This window comes from Glaciecola sp. SC05 (genome assembly GCF_041380235.1).
Lineage (GTDB): Bacteria > Pseudomonadota > Gammaproteobacteria > Enterobacterales > Alteromonadaceae > Glaciecola.
The window spans coordinates 1-19,002 of record NZ_JBGIYY010000007.1; the positions used below are offsets into that span (position 1 = coordinate 1).

17 protein-coding genes are annotated in these 19,002 nt (G+C 43.3%); 4 read left to right on the forward strand and 13 right to left on the reverse strand.

The features are described 5' to 3' along the window. Window positions 1–110: 110 nt before the first annotated feature. The gene (locus AB9H30_RS07740) at window positions 111–272 is read right to left on the reverse strand and encodes a hypothetical protein (RefSeq protein ID WP_371194085.1); all 162 of its coding nucleotides are present in this window, start codon (window positions 270–272) and stop codon (window positions 111–113) included. Window positions 273–389: 117 nt separating this feature from the next. Between AB9H30_RS07740 and AB9H30_RS07745 the strand changes: the two genes are divergently transcribed. After that, the gene (locus AB9H30_RS07745; RefSeq protein WP_371194086.1) at window positions 390–2,153 is read left to right on the forward strand and encodes a winged helix-turn-helix domain-containing protein; all 1,764 of its coding nucleotides are present in this window, start codon (window positions 390–392) and stop codon (window positions 2,151–2,153) included. A gap of 76 nt (window positions 2,154–2,229) precedes the next feature. Here the strand turns inward: AB9H30_RS07745 and AB9H30_RS07750 are convergent, their stop codons facing one another. The 3 genes from AB9H30_RS07750 to AB9H30_RS07760 form a co-directional block, all read right to left on the reverse strand. After that, on the reverse strand, window positions 2,230–2,796 hold the full coding sequence (locus AB9H30_RS07750) for a hypothetical protein (protein ID WP_371194087.1): 567 nt from the start codon (window positions 2,794–2,796) through the stop codon (window positions 2,230–2,232). A gap of 218 nt (window positions 2,797–3,014) precedes the next feature. Next, window positions 3,015–3,866, reverse strand: coding sequence for a universal stress protein (locus AB9H30_RS07755; protein ID WP_371194088.1), 852 nt, complete (start codon window positions 3,864–3,866; stop codon window positions 3,015–3,017). A 10-nt stretch (window positions 3,867–3,876) separates the two neighbouring features. Then, window positions 3,877–5,364, reverse strand: a complete 1,488-nt coding sequence (locus AB9H30_RS07760; RefSeq protein ID WP_371194089.1) for a SulP family inorganic anion transporter — start codon at window positions 5,362–5,364, stop codon at window positions 3,877–3,879. A 512-nt stretch (window positions 5,365–5,876) separates the two neighbouring features. On the opposite strand from AB9H30_RS07760, the gene AB9H30_RS07765 reads away from it, so the two are divergent. Further along, on the forward strand, window positions 5,877–9,146 hold the full coding sequence (locus AB9H30_RS07765; RefSeq protein WP_371194090.1) for a PDZ domain-containing protein: 3,270 nt from the start codon (window positions 5,877–5,879) through the stop codon (window positions 9,144–9,146). 83 nt (window positions 9,147–9,229) lie between these two features. On the opposite strand, the gene AB9H30_RS07770 is transcribed toward AB9H30_RS07765, so the two are convergent. After that, window positions 9,230–9,817 (reverse strand): DUF502 domain-containing protein, encoded by a 588-nt coding sequence (locus AB9H30_RS07770; protein WP_371194091.1) that lies wholly within the window; start codon window positions 9,815–9,817, stop codon window positions 9,230–9,232. Window positions 9,818–9,923: 106 nt separating this feature from the next. Here AB9H30_RS07770 and AB9H30_RS07775 point away from each other — a divergent pair, with 106 nt between their 5' ends. Continuing rightward, window positions 9,924–10,139, forward strand: coding sequence for a TIGR02450 family Trp-rich protein (locus tag AB9H30_RS07775; RefSeq protein ID WP_371194092.1), 216 nt, complete (start codon window positions 9,924–9,926; stop codon window positions 10,137–10,139). A gap of 78 nt (window positions 10,140–10,217) precedes the next feature. On the opposite strand, the gene AB9H30_RS07780 is transcribed toward AB9H30_RS07775, so the two are convergent. Together AB9H30_RS07780 and AB9H30_RS07785 are read right to left on the reverse strand one after the other, a co-directional pair. Continuing rightward, on the reverse strand, window positions 10,218–11,411 hold the full coding sequence (locus AB9H30_RS07780; protein WP_371194093.1) for an esterase/lipase family protein: 1,194 nt from the start codon (window positions 11,409–11,411) through the stop codon (window positions 10,218–10,220). Between the two features lie 508 nt (window positions 11,412–11,919). Further along, the gene (locus AB9H30_RS07785; RefSeq protein WP_371194094.1) at window positions 11,920–12,267 is read right to left on the reverse strand and encodes a hypothetical protein; all 348 of its coding nucleotides are present in this window, start codon (window positions 12,265–12,267) and stop codon (window positions 11,920–11,922) included. Between the two features lie 1,361 nt (window positions 12,268–13,628). Here AB9H30_RS07785 and ltrA point away from each other — a divergent pair. Continuing rightward, window positions 13,629–14,960 (forward strand): group II intron reverse transcriptase/maturase, encoded by a 1,332-nt coding sequence (ltrA, locus tag AB9H30_RS07790; protein WP_371194095.1) that lies wholly within the window; start codon window positions 13,629–13,631, stop codon window positions 14,958–14,960. 75 nt (window positions 14,961–15,035) lie between these two features. Here the strand turns inward: ltrA and AB9H30_RS07795 are convergent, their stop codons facing one another. The 6 genes from AB9H30_RS07795 to AB9H30_RS07820 all read right to left on the reverse strand — a co-directional run bounded on the left by AB9H30_RS07795 (window position 15,036) and on the right by AB9H30_RS07820 (window position 18,952). Next, window positions 15,036–15,437 carry a hypothetical protein gene (locus AB9H30_RS07795; protein ID WP_371194096.1) on the reverse strand — a complete coding sequence of 134 codons (402 nt, stop codon included), beginning with the start codon at window positions 15,435–15,437 and terminating at the stop codon, window positions 15,036–15,038. A 78-nt stretch (window positions 15,438–15,515) separates the two neighbouring features. Beyond that, complete coding sequence (locus tag AB9H30_RS07800; protein WP_371194097.1) at window positions 15,516–16,325, reverse strand: DUF5677 domain-containing protein; 810 nt, start codon at window positions 16,323–16,325, stop codon at window positions 15,516–15,518. Window positions 16,326–17,254: 929 nt separating this feature from the next. Then, a complete protein-coding gene (locus AB9H30_RS07805) occupies window positions 17,255–17,344 on the reverse strand; it encodes a class IIb bacteriocin, lactobin A/cerein 7B family (protein ID WP_371194098.1) in 90 nt (29 codons plus the stop codon). A 15-nt stretch (window positions 17,345–17,359) separates the two neighbouring features. After that, window positions 17,360–17,497: a class IIb bacteriocin, lactobin A/cerein 7B family gene (locus AB9H30_RS07810; RefSeq protein WP_371194099.1), complete on the reverse strand. Its 138-nt coding sequence runs from the start codon at window positions 17,495–17,497 to the stop codon at window positions 17,360–17,362. A 96-nt stretch (window positions 17,498–17,593) separates the two neighbouring features. Then, window positions 17,594–18,490 carry a hypothetical protein gene (locus AB9H30_RS07815; RefSeq protein WP_371194100.1) on the reverse strand — a complete coding sequence of 299 codons (897 nt, stop codon included), beginning with the start codon at window positions 18,488–18,490 and terminating at the stop codon, window positions 17,594–17,596. Between the two features lie 114 nt (window positions 18,491–18,604). Then, on the reverse strand, window positions 18,605–18,952 hold the full coding sequence (locus AB9H30_RS07820) for a RidA family protein (protein ID WP_371194101.1): 348 nt from the start codon (window positions 18,950–18,952) through the stop codon (window positions 18,605–18,607). Between the last annotated feature and the right edge of the window lie 50 nt (window positions 18,953–19,002).

Sequence of the window (19,002 nt, forward strand, 5' to 3'; positions counted from 1 at the left end):
CAAAGAAGTATATCGCGGTGTCTTCAATTAAGTGCATCAATTAGCTCAGTTATTAATACGCAAAACGGCAATCCATAAACCAAACAGTGCAATGTATGAAACTTAATGTACTAGAGCCCGAGGACGATATTGAGGACCACCAAGCCCAACATTGTCAGAAAGTCAAAATCATCGTTTTCCTTTTTCATTTTATAAAGCGCAAGGTATTGATGCTTTCTCAAAGAGTGCTTGGACTGCGTTAACGCTTGGAATTGCCATTTTTCTTCGCTCATTTTCACAACCCAAATTGCAATGCATTGCATCATATGGCGCGATGTTCTATTCTTTTAGAAGATGTTTACAGTAGCTGAGTTACTTGAATGAGAACGCAATAAATATCGAGAAATAAAATGAAAGTGGTAAACCAAAATAATGCAAAAGTAGTCTTTGGCAACTGCTCATTTAATGTGGATTCTGGGGAATTTTCAGATGGAACACAAACAGTCCGTCTCGAGCCTCAAATCGGCAAATTGTTAGTATATCTTTACTGTAATCAGAACAAGGTGATAAGTAAGAACGAGTTAATTGAATCGCTTTGGGAGAGTCGCGTAGTATCAGACCACGCGTTCAATCGCTGTCTATCTTTATTGCGGCGCACACTCAATCAAGACAACCGCGACGCTTATATAAAAACCGTACCTAAGCGAGGTTACATCGCTTCATTTCCGCTTGCTAATGAAGACTCCACAAGGCTCGACACCATTGATAAGGCAATACACTCGCATTCAAAACGAATGAGTTTGCGCAAGGTATCTGTAGCGATTATCAGCATGTGTATTTTGTCCTTTGCCGCAATATATGTTTTACAGCAACACACTGAAGACACAGTGCATACTAGTTTATCGCCGAGCTCCCAGAGTCAGGTAGCTTATGTTCCTACAGAAAACATGACTGCTTATCGCCTTTATCGCGATGCCTTGTACCAAGTTGAGCAAGAAGGGCTGAGTATGTCGTCTCCTGAATATCTTAACATGCTTGAAGAAGTGGTGAGTATAGACCCCAACTTTGTAAGAGCAAAATCTGAACTCGTTGCGCTTTACAGCTATTTGGACTTTAAAAGATCACCCAAGCGGTATGTTGAAAAAGCCGAAGCCGGACTAGCGAAAATTGCGAGCCTATCGCCTAATTCTGCAGACTTTTATTATGCTCAGGCCGCCTATATTTACTACATCGTGGAGGACTTTAATAAAGCATATTCGATTATTAATTTGGCTGAAAGCTTAAATAATGACGATATTCGCGTGCTGAAGATGAAGTTGTATATTGAACGTCGACTCAATAACTATGAAGCACTCATCAGAACATTAAAAGCAATCAGGATATTAGAACCAAGTAACCCTAAATGGACGGAGGGAATTTTACGTGCCTTGTCGGTTTTACAAGACTACGACGCAATGCAAATTGAAATAGAAACTTATCATGCGCATGCTGTGCTTCAAACCGGTGAAATCGATTTTTATCATCATTTGTTGGACTTTCGTTATCATCGAGACTTGTCTATATTTCAAAGTGCGACAGCACGCTCATGTCAGCACGCAAATCAGATACACTGCGGGTGGATAGCGCATATCGCTAATCGTGATTACCAACAAGCGTTGGCGCTTTTTAAAGACATCGATTTAAACATACCTTTTTATAAATTTCGTTCTTCTCATAGGCTAAAAATGTTTACACTTTGGCTGAAAGACCAAGATCACTACTTAGATGGCTTTATTCCGATATGGTTATCAGAATTTGAAAAGTTTCATCAGGGCAATCAATTTAGAGTTAACGCACCTCTTCGTACTGAAGATATGGTGTTGCTAGCAGTGAGCGGTAGACAAGAATTGGCATTAAAGTCAATTGACCAATACTTTCAACAATTCCCTATCGACTGGGCTGAACGAATTATATCCCGTAGTGAAATTTGTAGAATACTGGGGATGATGGGCGATAGCGAAAAAACGGTACAGTGTATTGAAGAAGGTATTGAGCAGGGGAGTTTAATTTATCCCTTTCTAGAACACTATTTGCCCTTTTACGACGCAGTCAGAGACACGCCAAGGTTCATGGCGATGGTGCAATACATCGACGGTGATGCAATGAAAAATGACGCGATAGCCTTGACTAAATAGAACAGAAACAAGTCCTTTTGTTACTGTTTATTGTGTAAACAAGTTAATGTTTAAACGACTAGGGAACTGTTTATCGTTATCTTCGAGTACGGTTAAATAAAAATGCACATGCAATTAGCATCAAACCAATAACCCCCGGTGAAGATGCCTGAACAATAACTCTATCGACAATATCTAGGGTGACGGAATTTTCAAAAACAGTATCCAGTGATCCGCCCATAAATGTGTCGGTGACGCCATTTCTTCCTACCAAAAACCCAATTATTTCAAAATTTGATTTCACAGAGCCTTGCAAGAAAAAGGTGCCATCATCTTCAAATCCATTTACCAATACCACATAGGTTGGGGGCAGCGCTAAACCAAAGTGCTGATTAATAAAGTCATCTTCGAATACGGATGTAAAAGTACCGCCACTACCACCATAGGTATTGTTATATAAGACCTGAGCAACACCGCTTGGACCTGCTCCTTGGATAATAAAATCGCTACCCTCGTTGCCATAGCAAACGGTCATAAAAAAACCATCGTCTCTGGTCGATGTGCTGCTTGCGTCAGCATCATCACACGACACTAAACTAGCATTCGACATGAGGCTAATACTTAAACTCAGTGCAACTATTGCGCTTTTCAATATATTTTTCATAAATTTCCTTTTTTGTTTTTTATACTGCTCGCGCACCTTACATTTAGCGACCGGTAAAAAACTTATGAAAACTTGATTTTTGTCTGATTTTACCTTGATTGTTGGTTTTTTAGTCCCTAATGCTTAGCGTCAGCCATGCCTTATATGCATTGGGAAGGTGGAAGCGTATTTCAGAGGGCCTGCTGATAAACCCTCTCATCGAAAACAAATGTATGCGTCTACCTAAGCACCACAAGCGGCAGTTGCGTGTAGCCGAGCATTTTTAAGGTATTGCTGCCTAAAAATACTGTCGCCAGTTTAGAGTGAGAAAACGCACCCATTACTACCATGTCGACGTTTTGCTCTTCTTTGTAGGCAGATAGGCTGTCAAAAATATTCCCTTCTAGGTAACTCGCCTTTACCTCAAAGCCATGCTCTTGCAGCATCGCTTCGGTGCGCTTGAACTTCTGTTGTAAGTCACTTTCATTGTTTTTTACGGTCACTAAGTGGCAGGTCATATTATGCAGTAATCCGCCTTCTATAATCCGCCGCACCGCTTTGTCGGCGGTCTCTCTGCCGTCGTAGGCAAGCATAAAACTTTTGGGTTCGGTAAACCCTCTATTTACAATTAACACCGGTGTATGCACGCGGCGAATGACTTGTTCAATATGTGAGCCTAGTGCTTCGAAGTCTTCAGGATGGCCTTCGCCAGCGCGTCCTATCACAATAAAACGGGCGTCTGATTCGAGGTCGCAAATGGCTTCAACAATGCCGCTGTGGCGTTGAGTTTTTTCTATGTTCGCGCAGTTCTTACTAATGGCTATTTCATGCGCATGTTCTAACAGCTCTTTACCATAGGCTAAGGCCATTTTTCCGCGCTGTTCATCAAGTGATGCCATTTCGTTCAATAAGGCAGAGCGGGCACCCAAGCCAATTGCACCACTCAAGTCTTGGTTAGACGGGCAATTGGTTTTTTCAATGGCGTGCAATAATAGTAAGGTCTTATCGAGTTTTTTGGCTGCCCAAACACCTGCGTGACATACGTCTTCTGAAATTGCTGAGCCATCTATACAAGTAATGATTTTATTCATGATGATTTCCTTAGTGGCCGCCCATTAGCTTTTCGACTTCTTTGGGATCGTTGTGAACACCAAACTTATCGACGATAGTTGAGGTAGCTTCGCCCATCCCTATAATTTCAACCTCGGCGCCTTCACGTTTGAATTTAATCACAACTTTGTCTAGTGAAGTGACCGCCGTAATATCCCAAAAATGTGCATGAGTCAGGTCAATAACTACCTTATCAACCGCTTCTTTAAAGTCAAACGACTGGATAAACTGCTCAGATGAAGCAAAGAAAACCTGCCCAACCACCTCATAAACACGTTCATTTTCATTTGCTCTTTGGGTTTTAACCACCATAAAGCGTCCAATTTTGTTGGCAAAGAATAGGGTTGCTAGCAGCACGCCAACAAATACGCCTATGGCTAGATTATGGGTAGCGACTACAACCGCAACGGTTGAAATCATCACAATATTGGTTGATAGAGGGTGATTTTTTAAATCTCTCACGGATGTCCAAGAGAAGGTACCAATAGACACCATAATCATCACTGCCACCAAAGCAGCCATAGGAATTTGTTTGATCCAATCACCTAAGAACACCACCATGATGAGTAGGAAAACACCTGCAACAAAACACGATAAACGCCCACGCCCGCCCGACTTTACGTTGATGATAGATTGACCAATCATTGCGCATCCAGCCATGCCGCCCATCAGGCCGGCGCCAATGTTGGCGATTCCTTGACCTTTGCACTCTTGGTTTTTATCACTCGATGTATCGGTTAAATCATCGACAATGGTGGCGGTCATCATTGACTCAAGTAAACCCACCACAGCGAGCCCAAGCGAGTAGGGTAAAATGATCATTAGCGTTTCAAAGTTTAAGGGGACTTCAGGCCATAAAAATATGGGAAGGGTGTCGGGGAGTTCGCCCATGTCGCCTACGGTGCGAATGTCTAAACTTATGAACATCGCAAAGCCAGTTAGCACCACAATACAGACCAGAGGCGATGGAATAGTCTTTCCGATAACAGGTAAATATGGAAAGAGGTAAATTATGCCTAAGCCTGCTGCAGTCATCGCATACACATGCCAAGTTACGTTGGTGAGTTCTGGCAGCTGTGCCATGAATATTAATATCGCCAGCGCATTCACAAAACCGGTGACCACCGAGCGCGACACAAAGCGCATTAAGCTGCCCAGCTTTAAAAAGCCCGCAAGGATTTGAAATACTCCGGTCAGCAGCGTGGCGGCTAAAAGATACTCAAGTCCGTGCTCTTTAACCAAGGTGACCATCAGCAGCGCCATCGCGCCGGTGGCAGCTGATATCATGCCTGGGCGCCCGCCGACGATGGCGATAATGACCGCAATACAAAAAGAGGCATACAGACCAACTTTAGGGTCAACCCCTGCAATAATTGAGAACGCAATGGCTTCGGGTATTAAGGCTAGGGCAACTACGAGCCCCGCGAGTAAATCCCCTCTAATATTAGAGAACCATTCGAGTTTCATTTTTTCGAGCATAACGAACCTTATTTGATAATGCTGCTGAGCATATGCGCTTAATTTACCTTAACTATAAAACTAGCTTTTATAGTTGAGATAACTTTGTGCTGAATGCGCACTAGATAAATTCACAAGCATTTTTTGAGAAAAACAACTGTCGCAAAGACAGGATAAAAGGGGTGTCACAATTGCGTCTGTGAACCATTGGTGAGTCAAGCTATGCTTGCGTCAAAGGCAAAAAATTTCTTCCCAACTTGTACGGGCGACATTTTACACTGATCAGTGATACTCGCAAGCCCCTATAACTCGCATTTACAGGCAAACAATCGCATATACCCCTTGTTGAGCTATGGTTAAAAGTAAAACTAAAGCGTGTAGTCAAAGGGTGCTTGATGAGGCCAATGCCGTATCCTCAATTAAAACAAACGAGGATAGGGCGCCAAAAGCCTCAGCTATTGAACATCTTTAACAACCTGTATATTCTTTGGCTACGCAATATTTGCGACCTCCTTTAACTATATGGAAACCATATGTTTAACTCACTTAAACCTAAGCGTCTGATTACCCTAACGCTTGCGATATTTTCTTGCATGATAGTGTCTTCTGGCTATGCGGCAGCAGATGACCACGACTCCAAAGGCACAGCATTAATGCGCTACGCCGATATTCATCAGAATCAACTTACCTTTGTTTATGCAGGGGATATTTATACCGCAGACATCAATACCGGTGTATCTAAGCGACTAACGTCGCATGTTGGCTTTGAAACCTTTCCTAAGTTTTCTAGAGACGGCAAAAGAATTGCCTTCTCGGCAGAATACAGCGGCACGCGTCAGGTATATGTGATGGACGTGGATGGCGCTAATTTAGAGCAGTTAACGTGGTATAACGACGTGGGCCCAATGCCGCCCAGAGGCGGGTTTGATTACCGCATTTTTGATTGGTCTCCCGATAATAAAAAGATATTGGTACGCGCTAACCGCTTGGCTTGGGGCGAACGTATGGGGCAACCGTATTGGGTGTATGTAGATGGCGGTATGGAAGAGCCTTTAGCGGTGCCTGAAACGGGTGGCGGCATGCTGTCGCCTGATGGCAGTAAGTTTGTATACACACCCATTGATAGAGAATTTAGAACGTGGAAGCGCTCACGCGGCGGCCGCGTTCAGGACGTGTGGATATATGATTTGGTTAACAATACCAGCGAACAAATTACAACGAACTTTGCTACCGACCATCAGCCTGTCTGGGTGGGTAACGACATCTTTTTTATAAGCGACCGTGATTACCAACTGAACCTGTATAAATACGTGCAAGGTGGTGAGCCAATTAAGGTAACGCACCATGATACTTATGACTCACTATGGGCATCGGCCGGTCCTGATGCGGTTGTATATGAAAACGGCGGGTATTTATGGCGATATGATCCAGCGAGCAATACCAGTACACAGCTAGTCATTCACATTAGCGCGAATCAAGAAAATTTGCTTGCGCAGCGCAAAAACGTCAAGTCTTTTATCGAATCGATGGATATTTCTCCTAACGGAAAGCGCGTGGCTATTGCCGCTCGAGGCGAGTTGTTTTCGGTGCCTGCAAAAACCGGCGAAATTATTAACTTAAGCAACACGCCAACGGTTAGAGAAATTGACGTCACATGGTCGCCCGACGGCATGCACTATGCTTATTTAAGCGATGCTTCGGGTGAATACGAGGTGTATGTTAAGCATACTGCATCGGGGGAAGTGACGCGTATTACTAATGATGGCAGCATGTGGCGCTATGCTCCGGTATGGTCGCCTGATAGCAAAAACATTGCTTACAGCGACACTAATCAAACCTTATGGTCGGTCAATGTTAAAAGCAAAAGAAGCACTAAGTTAGACCGTTCCACACGCAACGACATTGATGACTATAGCTGGTCGCCCGACAGTAAATATGTGGTATATACCAAAACCGAGGTAAGCGGCTACAGCTCTATTTTTGTGTATAGTTTTGATGATAAAAACGTACAGCGCTTAACTAGCGAAGCGTTCAACGATTTCTCACCGGTATTTGACCCCAAAGGTAACTACCTGTTCTTTTTGTCTAACCGTGATTACAATCTGTCGTTTAGCAGCTATGAGTTTAACTACCTGTATCACCAAGCGACTAGAATGTATGTAGCTCCATTAAACAACAGTGTGCCACCGCTCTTTCCATTTGAAAACGATGGTTTGACCAAGCCCGCGGCTAACGATGCTGATAGTAAAAAAGAAGGCAACAAAGCAGTAGAAATCAACTTGCAGGTAGCCGGATTTGACCAGCGCGTAATGGCCCTGCCCGGTAAGTCGAGCAACTATAGCGACTTGCAGACTAATGGTGATGCACTATTTGTAATGGAAAGAGCCGCTAGCGGCAGTACGATACAAATACTCGACCTTAGCAAAGATGAAGCGCCCAAAACGGTATTAGCAGGCGCAAGTGCTTACATGCTAAGTGCCGATGGCGCACATATGCTAGTAAGGCAAGGTGCAGACTACGGCGTGATTGAGGCGAAGGCCGATCAAAGCATGGTCGACAATACCCTTGATCTGACCCACCTAACGCTAAAAATAGACCCTAAAGTAGAATGGCGCCAAATGTATACCGATGCATGGCGCATATTGCGCGATTGGTTTTACGACCCAGGAATGCACGGCAACGATTGGCAAGCAATTCATGATAAGTATTTACCCATGGCTGAAGCCGCCACACATAGAACCGATTTAGACTATGTGTTTGGTGAAATTGCAGGAGAGATGAACGCTGGTCATATTTACGTGAACTCAGGCGATCAGCCAAGCGTTGAACGAAAGCAAAATGGTTTATTAGGGGCTGAATTTAAAAAGCACGAGAGCGGCTACTTTGAGATCACGCGTATTTTCAAAGGCGAAAATTGGACACCAGCACGGCGTTCGCCGCTCACAGAATCTGGCGTAAGAGCACAAGTCGGCGATTTAATACTCGCGATAAATGGCCAAAGCACGCAAAGCGTTAAAAACATTTACGAATTATTGGAGCATACCGCAGACAGAACTATCACGCTTAGCATGAACGACAGTGCTAAAGGTAAAGGAGCATGGCAGGCGCATGTTAAGCCGATTACCTCTGAAGGCGAGCTAAGATATTTAGCCTGGGTGGAAGAACGCAGAGCCATGGTCGACAAGCTGTCAAACGGTCGTATTGGTTATGTGCATCTGCCAAACACGGCTGTAGATGGCAATCGTGAGTTATTCAAGCAAATGCTGCCGCAAATTAATAAAGATGGTTTGATTATCGATGATCGCTACAACGGTGGCGGTTTTATTCCCGACCGAATGATTGAGCTTTTGTCACGCAAAACCATGAACTATTGGAAGCGCAGAGGCCTAGACTTAGACAGCAATGCCACACCGCTAATTGCGCATGACGGCCCTAAAGTGATGTTGACAAACGGGCAGTCGAGCTCAGGTGGTGACGCTTTACCTTATTACTTCCGCAAAGCCGGCTTAGGTAAGATCATTGGCACGCGCACGTGGGGTGGATTAATCGGAATCAGTGGCAATCCGTCGTTAGCCGACGGTGGCTCAATTATCGCCGCGACATTCCGCTTCTTAGACACTGAGGGCAACTGGGCAGTCGAAAACGAAGGTGTCTCGCCCGACATTGAAGTGATTGACCGACCTGAGCTTGTCGCTCAAGGCATCGACCCATCTATTGAACGAGCGGTTCAGGAGCTGATGAAGGATTTACCGGTCAATCCGCGTAAATTAATCACATCGCCGCCCGCGCCGTCAGAGTTTTGATGGGCGCGCCGCGTAAATAGAAGCACTTCTTTTTAACGGCATAGCACTTACTGGATGATGATCGTAAGCGCTATGCCAGTTGATTATTTGACACTGTCTTTTTCACTGCGCATAGAAGAGCCGCCAGTCACAGCAATACGCATAGCGGTCTCTACATCTATATCAAGAGGCTGGATTTTATCTGCCGGCACGTAAATCGTGTAGCCGCCAATTTGATAACTCAAGGGCATGTAGACTGGCTGTTTGTTCTGGTCGGGGAACAGTTTATCTGCCACGCTAGTGCTGGTAATAAAACCAATCACGTGAACATTCGGGCCTATTTCAACTGACACAGGTTTACGGTCGCTTGGCTGATCGCTTCTTTTGAATAACTCCACCGCATCAGTGATTGCGCCATACAAGGTTTTGATAAACGGCAGTCGCTCCATAAAGCGATTGCTGTATTCGAGCAATACTCTCACGACATATGCATTTACCACTAGGCCAACTGCCGCCAAGACAAGCAAAGTGGTGACGATCCCCAAGCCAGGAAAATAATAATCAGATTTAAAATAAGCCGCTAAGGTGACCTCTACCGTAGTCACTAACCAATACAAAAAATACAGCGTTAAGGCCAGGGGCAAGACGGTTAACAGTCCTTTTAAAATGAGTATTAAAAAACGATTTAGCATGAGGTATTTGGCCTTTATCAACAATGTAGCAATACTAGCAGGTATATTGCAGCGACTTGAATAAATTCAACGAGGATCAGTGTGAATAAATTCAGCGAGGATCAGCGTGAATAAATTTAATCCTAAAAAATTGCTAAATAGCAAATGGACGGCAGTAAAGCCTACAAACAAAGAGCGCCATTTTATGATCACGAAAGTGAAATTTGACGATGAGGGCGAAATCGAAGCTTGTGTGATTGAAGCTCTGATGTCTAAACGAAGCAATGATATTGACTACAATGAATTAAAAGATAGCGATAGATGGTTGCAGGGCTGGCAGTAAATGTCGCACAAGTCAGCCCGCGATGGCGATCATGTTGATTATCCATGAGGCGCGGTTTCTATGGGGCACTAATATAGGCTAACTCGCATAAGGCTTAAGCCAATTTGCGATCGCATTAAAAACATCGGGGTCGCTGAGCATTGCATTGTGACTGAGATTGTATTTCAGCCATTTATGATGTTCAGGGATAGCCAGTGTTTTGCTAGCCTGCTTGCTGATACCGAACGCACTGTTCAGCGTGACTAAGCCATCTCCAATGGTTTGTTCGGATACTTTATTGGGCGTTTTATTCAATACGCCAGCGAGGGCATAAAATCGAATATTATCAGGTATAGGTGTGAACGCGTCTTGCGATGCGCTTATTTTGCCGTGTCGCAAGTCTTCTATGCCTTGGCTTCGAATGCCAGTTAAGCGAGTAAACGGCGCTGCATATGGACTGAGTGTGAGCAATGAGTCTATGACTGCGCCGCCTTTCTCTAGCATGGCACCGGTATGAGGCGTGCCAATTGAAATGATGCTAGTTGTCTTAGTCAACCATTTTTTGTGATGCTGCGTACCATAAAAATGCGCACTGCGCGCTACAAGGCCACCCATACTATGGCCCACTAAGGTTAGATCTGTAATGGATGTTGGCCACTCTTCTATCAGCATGTCTAATTGCTGTGCCAACATCTCGCCATTGCTAGCAATCGATTTGCCGGTGTTGTAATGCAGGTAAATAGGCGTAAACCCGAGTGCTTTTGCGAGTTGTTCACTTTGATTGGTATCGTTTGCTTCCCAGCCATAATGGCTCATGCAAAGCCCATGAATAAAGAGCATTATTTTATTTGAACCCGAGCTCTGCCCTTGGAGTTTTAAGGGGCTTTCGGCTTTATTAAATTGCAAAGGTTGTCTGTCAAATATAAAGCGCATGTCTATCGCTAAAGCGTTATTTTGCTCTACTAGTTTGTCGCCATACACTCCATTGATCACTGACAAAAACACATCATGAGTAGGAGATGATTGCGTTGAATCACCTAGAAAAGGCGCAACCGCTTGCATAGCAAGGTCAAAACTTGTACCGACAGTTTTGCTTGTACTACGAATGGTTTTATAAACTAAGCTGCTTATACCAGAAGTGCTGGTGGCCTTTGATTCCCCTATGGGCGGGTGCACCCGCTCAATAGTATTGTGCATGGATTCAACTAGCTTGCTAGTGCCTAGTGTTGAGTTGACTATTATGGCTGTTAAACCTCTCAGATCTTCTAAGGTTTGTCTACTTGGCTTTGCCATTAATGTTAGCTCATATTTTTAATCCAGTTACCTAGTTATACATAGGTTTTGTTAAATAAGGTAGGGCGACCATGGTGACAAGAGCGCGATCGCTAAAAATTAGGGTAAAAGCAAGCTAGCGATCAGATGAATCGTTTAAAAAATGTATACCAACAATAAAGAATCATACTTCTAATTAGATTTTTCAAGTCCACGGCGGAAATACTCAACGAAATCAGAAGTAAAGTATCATACTTTTTTTCAACTGACAGGCCGTTTTGGGCAGTTAGGCGACGTAGAGGTTTTCTTGTATTTGGTATCGAGATAGTAAAAAGGTGATACTATTTTCAATGATATCTGAGATGACCTTACTGTTATTCAAAAATTGATGATCAAACTATTTTTCTCGATAGCTGACGTTCAATAACTAACGCTTTACCAATGGACTGCCGCAGCGGAGCGTAGGCAGTCCCGTGGAAGCCACGCAGGTCGTTGCTGGAACGCAATTTAATAACTTGTTAGGCATTTATTACCACGCACCTTCGTGAAAAAAGGTACCTTTGCACTCTGACGGTACTGAATTGTATCGCCATGAGTTAACAATGCTGCTAGAAGGCTTAGTAATAAGTACCCAATGACATGTGGATTTACTTCCAGTAGCACTAGTTTCGTAGTCCGTAGATATGAAATATTCCCTATGTTCATCATCAAGTTCTACGACTTTCTCTAATTTAACATATGGGTAAGTAGTATATTTTTCGGCATCTAATCCTACTATTCTATCAGCATACTTTTTGAAGCCTTCCTCATAGAATAAAGGATTTAAAAAAGAGCAGCCAGATAAGAAAATCACCAAACACAACACTGAAATTTTCAAATAAACTCTCCTAAATGCCTAACACCTTACATAATCGGTTTGGTGGCGCTTTTCCACCAAATCCGTCTTAATGTTTTTGTTAGGTGTCGCGTTCAAAACATCATTCATCTTTTTTATTCATTGAACAGTTTTTTATTGAGCTTTATTGCTAGATAAACAAACGATACAGGTATCCCAAGAATTACCAGTAGCACAAATAAAAAAAAGCCCCATTCAAGTAAGCCTCTTATAATATTAGAACTGAATAGCGCTGTCACTAATCCAAATGAAGAGAAAACAAAAAGAAACAAATAGCGCTTAAATGATTCAGACTTTTTACGCTTTTTATAAATTGACACGAGGCTCCATACGAAAGCTATCGGAATTAAGCCAATCGTTATAGGGAAAAAAAGAACTAATATTTCGCTACCCATAGACACCTAACAGTTCAGGTTATGTGGTGAAGTACCGCTAGGTACTTTGTCCACATCAACAGGTTGTTCTGTGGCTACGTGATATGCACTATCCATGTTACTCATAAACCTTATTCGTTAACCATGTGATCTTTAAATGTTTATCTTATACCCCACGGGCTTAATTCGATGTTTGACTCTACACTTTAAGCTTCTGCGGTATCCGCCTGTAAACTCCGTTTTCTGCGTGTACCGCAGAAGCTTAAAGCGTACGTAAAAAGCTCAAACTTTTCTACTGGACCTTTTGACAGATCTCGATGCTTGCATACATCCTTATTCAAAATGTTCAGTGCCCGTGGCACAGAACGCCCGCAGCTGCGGGCGCCTTGTAGCGACGAAGGCGCGGAAAGGCGCTCCGACAGACTGCGTTTGTGTACGCCCAGCATGGGCATGAACTAATGAGGTGAAAGTCCTCTGTAGGAAAGTCACCGTTTACTTAACTTATTGGTTATTAGACGATAACTACTAGCGAATGGCAAGGGCTAAACCGCGAGGGATAGTCTGAAGGAAGCCGGACGCAAATCTGCGAGCTGATGAATAAGAACATCATATGAGGCGTAGGCTGGAGGCGAGTTGGCACAAGACAACGAAGCCATGTGACTTAACGGCCACCGTAAATGATGCAGCAGTGCAGGGAAAGTTCATGCTCTTATCTGGGGAGATCTGCTTAACAAGCGATCGGTAAACCACCAGTCAGGCTCTGGTATATAAGTGCCTTGGCCTTTGAGTCTCATCAACTCAAAGGAGCGAATTTGATGAAAACCGACAGCGCTTTCAGGGGCAACCTTGCAAGTGATTAAGCAGAAGTCAGCAGACGGCATAGTAGCCAAACGCCCATCGTAATGGTTGGGACACGGTGAAGTCGGGGCCCGACCCGCCATAAACATTTAGAACAAAGGAGGAGCCTTATTGAACTTGAATACACGAATACCGACCGGTAATGACGTGACTCAGCGTATTGATGAGCAGCCAGCCTTTAGTGCAGATCTACTTGGACTCGCACTTCAATCAGCCAATATTATGGCTGCATGGAAACGAGTTCGAGCCAACAAAGGGGCCGCTGGCATTGATGGCATGTCCATTGATGACTTCCCCGCTTGGGCGAAAGCGGGTAACTGGAAGCGTATTATGGCTGAGCTTCGCTCAGGACAATACCAACCTTCGCCTGTTAGGCGTGTGGAAATTGATAAACCCGATGACGGTAAACGCCAGCTGGGCATTCCCAACGTTGTCGACAGGGTTATCCAACAAGCTATTGCTAAAGTGTTAACGCCCATTTTCGACCCAACCTTCTCAGAGAATAGTTTTGGGTTTAGGCCATATCGAAATGGTCAACAAGCGGTGAAGCAGGTACAAGACATCATTAAAACGGGACGCCGTTTTACTGTGGATGTCGATCTGTCTAAGTTCTTTGACCGCGTTGATCACGATTTACTCATGACCTACCTTGGCTATAAAGTGAAGGATAAGGGACTGCTTAAACTGATTAAACGTTATTTGCGAGCTGGGGTTATCGATAACCAGTTTTATAGTGAAAGTCGAGAAGGTGTTCCTCAAGGCGGGCCTTTATCGCCTTTATTGGCGAACATCATGCTCGACCCTTTGGACAAAGAGCTTGAGAAACGAGGTCACAAGTTTGCTCGCTACGCGGATGACTTCACCATATTGGTAAGCTCTCCTCGTGCGGGAGAACGTGTGCTGAGCAGTATCAGCAGATTCCTGAGTCACCGCCTGAAACTGATCGTTAACTCGGTCAAAAGCCACGTCGTTAAGACCAATGAAAGCAAATTCCTTGGATTCACATTCAAAGGAGGACTCATTCACTGGCACCCGAAGACTGTGCAGAAGTTTAAGCAACAAGTCAGACGGTTAACGAATCGCAATTGGGGCGTATCGATGCGTTACCAGCTCTTTAAACTCAGCCAATATTTACGTGGTTGGATAAACTACTTTGGGATTGCTAGTGGGTATCAACGATGTGTAGATCTAGATCATTGGATCAGGCGCAGAGTACGAATGGCCTATTGGCGACAGTGGCGAAAGCCGCGAACCAAAGTGAGTAGTTTATTGAAATTGGGCGCGAACATACATGCCGCAGTAACGAGTGGCACCACCAGTAAAGGGCCATGGCGCAGCGCTAAATCACCAGGGATTAATCAGGCATTATCGCTTGATTACTTAAAGTCTGAGGGGCTTTATTCGCTAAGTGATGGTTGGATCGCGCTTCACCATCCTAAGTGAAACGCCCTGTGCGGAGCCGCATGCAGGGTGTTGTGAGGGCTGGAGGTTAGAGACCTCTGGCTACCCGATTATGTTTCATTCTACAATAGACACCATAGTTTTAAATGAACCAAAGTCATAGTATTTAGTTGGCATACTAGCGCATTTATATCGAGCTCCAACATGCAAATCATAATTACTTAATGGATCAAATATAATGTAAGAGGAGTAGAGTTCAATAGCCTCTGAAGTATTCGCCAATTCGCTACGCAAAATAAGCATGTCATCTGCTAGCAACATTGTTTCAATAGCAATGATACTGCATTTCTCTACTTGGTATGGAACGCTAATTTGAAAATTACCTTCAAAATTCTCCTTCACTGTCAAACCAAACTCTTCCAAATCTTCTGATGATAGTTTTGAAACAACAGAGCCCGCTATGCAAAACACAGTGACAAAGCTTAAACCTAAAAAAAGCAATGGCCGCAATTTATTCATCTTGAAACATAACGCAAAGCTTTGCGGCAATTTTGGAGCCGCGAAGCGGTGGAAAAATTGTCCGCCAACAGCGTCTTGTTAGGCATTATTGGGCCCACATAAATCGTGTTCGTTGAATAAAATGGCCAGTTTTTCGAAAGATTTCTGATAGCTGACATCTCCGTTATCCAACAGCGCTCGGACATCATCTATAAAGTCCCATAACACTCGCCTCCAGCTGAAAGAGCTGTGATTCAACGAATCCTGAAGAATCAGCGTAGAGGTCAAAATAGTGTTTGAGATCACCGTGATCTGTGAGGGAAACCTAGGCGATGGCTGAAGCTTTGTAATGGTGTAAAAGTTTTGCTCACCATCATTGGCCATAGGATGGACGTGGGTTGAGGCATAGTCGTAGCCGTATTTGTATAGAAATTCCATTCCCATGTCTTTAGCGACATCCTCCGCCTTCGGGCGCCGCCACTTAGGCTTATCCTTTTCGAGAGCTTTGATGCGTGCCTTTTTCTCATCACTAATTTTATATACCCAGCCTACAGCCTGATCCTTGAAAAGGTCATCGCTTTTTACACGGTTTTGGCTCTTGAATTGTTCGAAAAACGACCAGTCATCGAAGGCTTGAAAGTCGTCATTCACTCCGAGGCTGTGCAAATGAAACATTCTATCAACCAAGGCTCGATGTATAACCCAGGCATTTTGAGTGTCACCGTTATCCCAAAGAGAAAAAACGCTTCTAAGGGTCATGGCTGAGCGGGCAACGAAGTTCCTGATAATTACGTTCTTTGTGTCACAGTCGTGTTTGGCGAACGAGAAAAGCACCATTCCACTAACCGCATAGAGTGCATCTGCAGCAGCTCGGTAAACCTCAATGGTTTGATACTGCTTCTCAGCCATATCTTTGCCTAACTTATTATTATGCAGACCGCATTGTAACAACGAGATAGTTTCATTTCACACAGCCCTCATACTTGATTATTTTCAATAGCTTACTATTTTTTCGGTGATAATTTCTACAACTTTTTATGCGTTTACGATGCATGCATAGTAACCCCGCTTGTCGCTTACTAAGAAATACAATAAAAACAATAAGCTAGACTAAAGTAGCAACTAAATCAGTGTGGTTACTATGCGTGCATCGTAACCACATTATGCGTAAATACGGCGAATACAGGCCCTGTCTGAACAACAGGCTTATTCTACCTTTTGTGAAATGTAGATTACTATGACGGGTGTTTAGACGAATGACCGCTTTCCCAGTTAACATGGTGGTATTCCGGCTCAAAAATTTTTTTAAAATTCAAACAGGATTAGTACTTTAAAAGCCTATGTAGTAATGAGCGGCATACGGCCGCTTATGCCGTATTCCCGTCACTTCCCAACCAAAGATTTCAGAGCTTGTTAGTATGATCTTTATTGTCAATCTACAAAACATAGCATTCAGAGTGCAGTAAACTCATTGTTGTCTTTTGTTTTCGTATTTTTTCCGAATCATTTTTATCCGACTACTATCTGTGTCCTTGTGAGGTATCTTTACCGAGGGCAGTAAAGCCAAAGCTATCAATACAATTGAACTGATTATTCCTATGATGCCCAGTACCTCGGTAATTAACCCATGTTTTTGGTAAAGTTTATAAGCATTAAAACCAAGTAGTAATGATAGCAAGGTCACTAAAGTAGCGAAGCCGTATGTTATTATATTTTTCATTAGCATTCTCAATAAAACGGGCGCCTCTACACATCAAAGGCGCTCGCTTTCAAAGCCCAGCTTAGTGCTGACTAGATATTGTAAAATAAAGTGTAAACGCGGCAGCACCGGTTCCAAATCAAGCGCCGAAGCCTTTTGCTGCTATTACGAGCAAGGGTGCAATCCCACCACTGACATTTTCTACTTCATTTGTGTTTATTTCGGTCATAAAATTTTCCTTGTATTATCTGAGTTTGTGCATCGCCATATGAGCGATACCCATTGCAGCGATTAAGCCCACATCTATTGCAATAACTCCCACAATAAATGGCACAACTCCTCCATTTACATCTTGAACTTCTGTCATATTTAACTCTTTCATATCTTCTCTCCTTGAGATAGTTTTGAATATTTTTAGAGGGATGACTCCTCAATGTATTGATACCCTGCTGCTTGAACTTGATCAGGTTGTGGGTATTTACTCAATTGCCATTTTTACTTTATTAATCGCCTCTATCACGAAAGGCACTTCGTTTGCGCTTATATTCAGAAGGTTAGCAGACATATACTCGGGACTGTCATAAAGCTCGCGTATTGCTGCGTCGACAGTTTGTATGAACTTCTTCGACGCTTCATTTTTATTGCACATCATATACACTTTTATTACAGGCTCGATACCTGCAATTCGATATGACACTAAGCCCATACTCCTTAAATTACCTTCAATATGAGCGAGCTCCGCCGGCGGCATAATGGCGAAGTCTGCTCTAGAATGAACGACTAATTTTGCCAAGTTAACATGCGAGGTCATTCCCTGAACAAATGCCTTGTTCTTGTAAGCTACCTTATTTAACGCGTTATCAAGATAATCACCGTGACTAATATTTTCCCAAAGTATTATTTTAGCCTCGGGATAAAAATCAAACAGTGCTGGTATTTGTTTTACCTCCCCTTCTTTATTGAGAAGAGAAGGATGCAGAGGCTCCATATCTTCCCTTAAAAAGAGTCTATGGGTTTGCATAAAACCAATTGGTAGCGAAAAATAGTACTTTGATTCGCGCTCTGTGGACTTAAGTTTAAACAGCGCACATACTGAGCTTTTTGTCTCTTCTTCAAATTTTATGTTTAAGCGAGCAGTGGGCAAGAATTCAATATTTACGTTGCTAGGCAGTCGGTTAGCTACTGCAAGCATAGCTGCAGATATTGCATTCTTTGGGTCTTGATTTGTATATGCTTCTGTAAAGTAGATGTCTTCATAATAAACATGCATAGGCGTGTTCGATACTGAGTCACTAGCATTTGATTTATAGGCAATGAGGTTTATGGCGCATATAGCGGCGCACAGCAGCTTTTTTTGTATGAGTCTGGTCTTCAATATAAACCCTACGTTTTTTCACCAATGTTTTTATAAATATCGGCAATTAAGTTCGATACCTGCGTGTCATCCTATGATATTTTTAGCCTTAGTATCCATGTTTTCTCATAGACATCATAATGCAGCAGTAACGGTCACTTCTACCAGAATAACGTCTCTTGCCATGGTAGCCTGAACACACGAACGAGCAGGAGCTTGTCCTTCAGGTATCCAATCACTCCATAGCTTATTAAATAATGGCACGTCGCTATTATCCTTTACATGAATAAGGGCATATAAAATCTTTGACTTGTCGGTGCCGGCTTCGGCTAAGTGCTCGTCTATTCGCGCAAATACTGACGTGGTTTGACCGGCCATATCTTCAGTTAAATCAAGGCCTACTTGTCCACACAGATACACCGTTTCGTTATGGATGACGATTCTACTTAACTTTTCACCGCTGCGTTTACGAACAATATACATCGAATACGTCTCCCATCTTATTTAAGGTAATACACCTTTTTTGCTAGTTT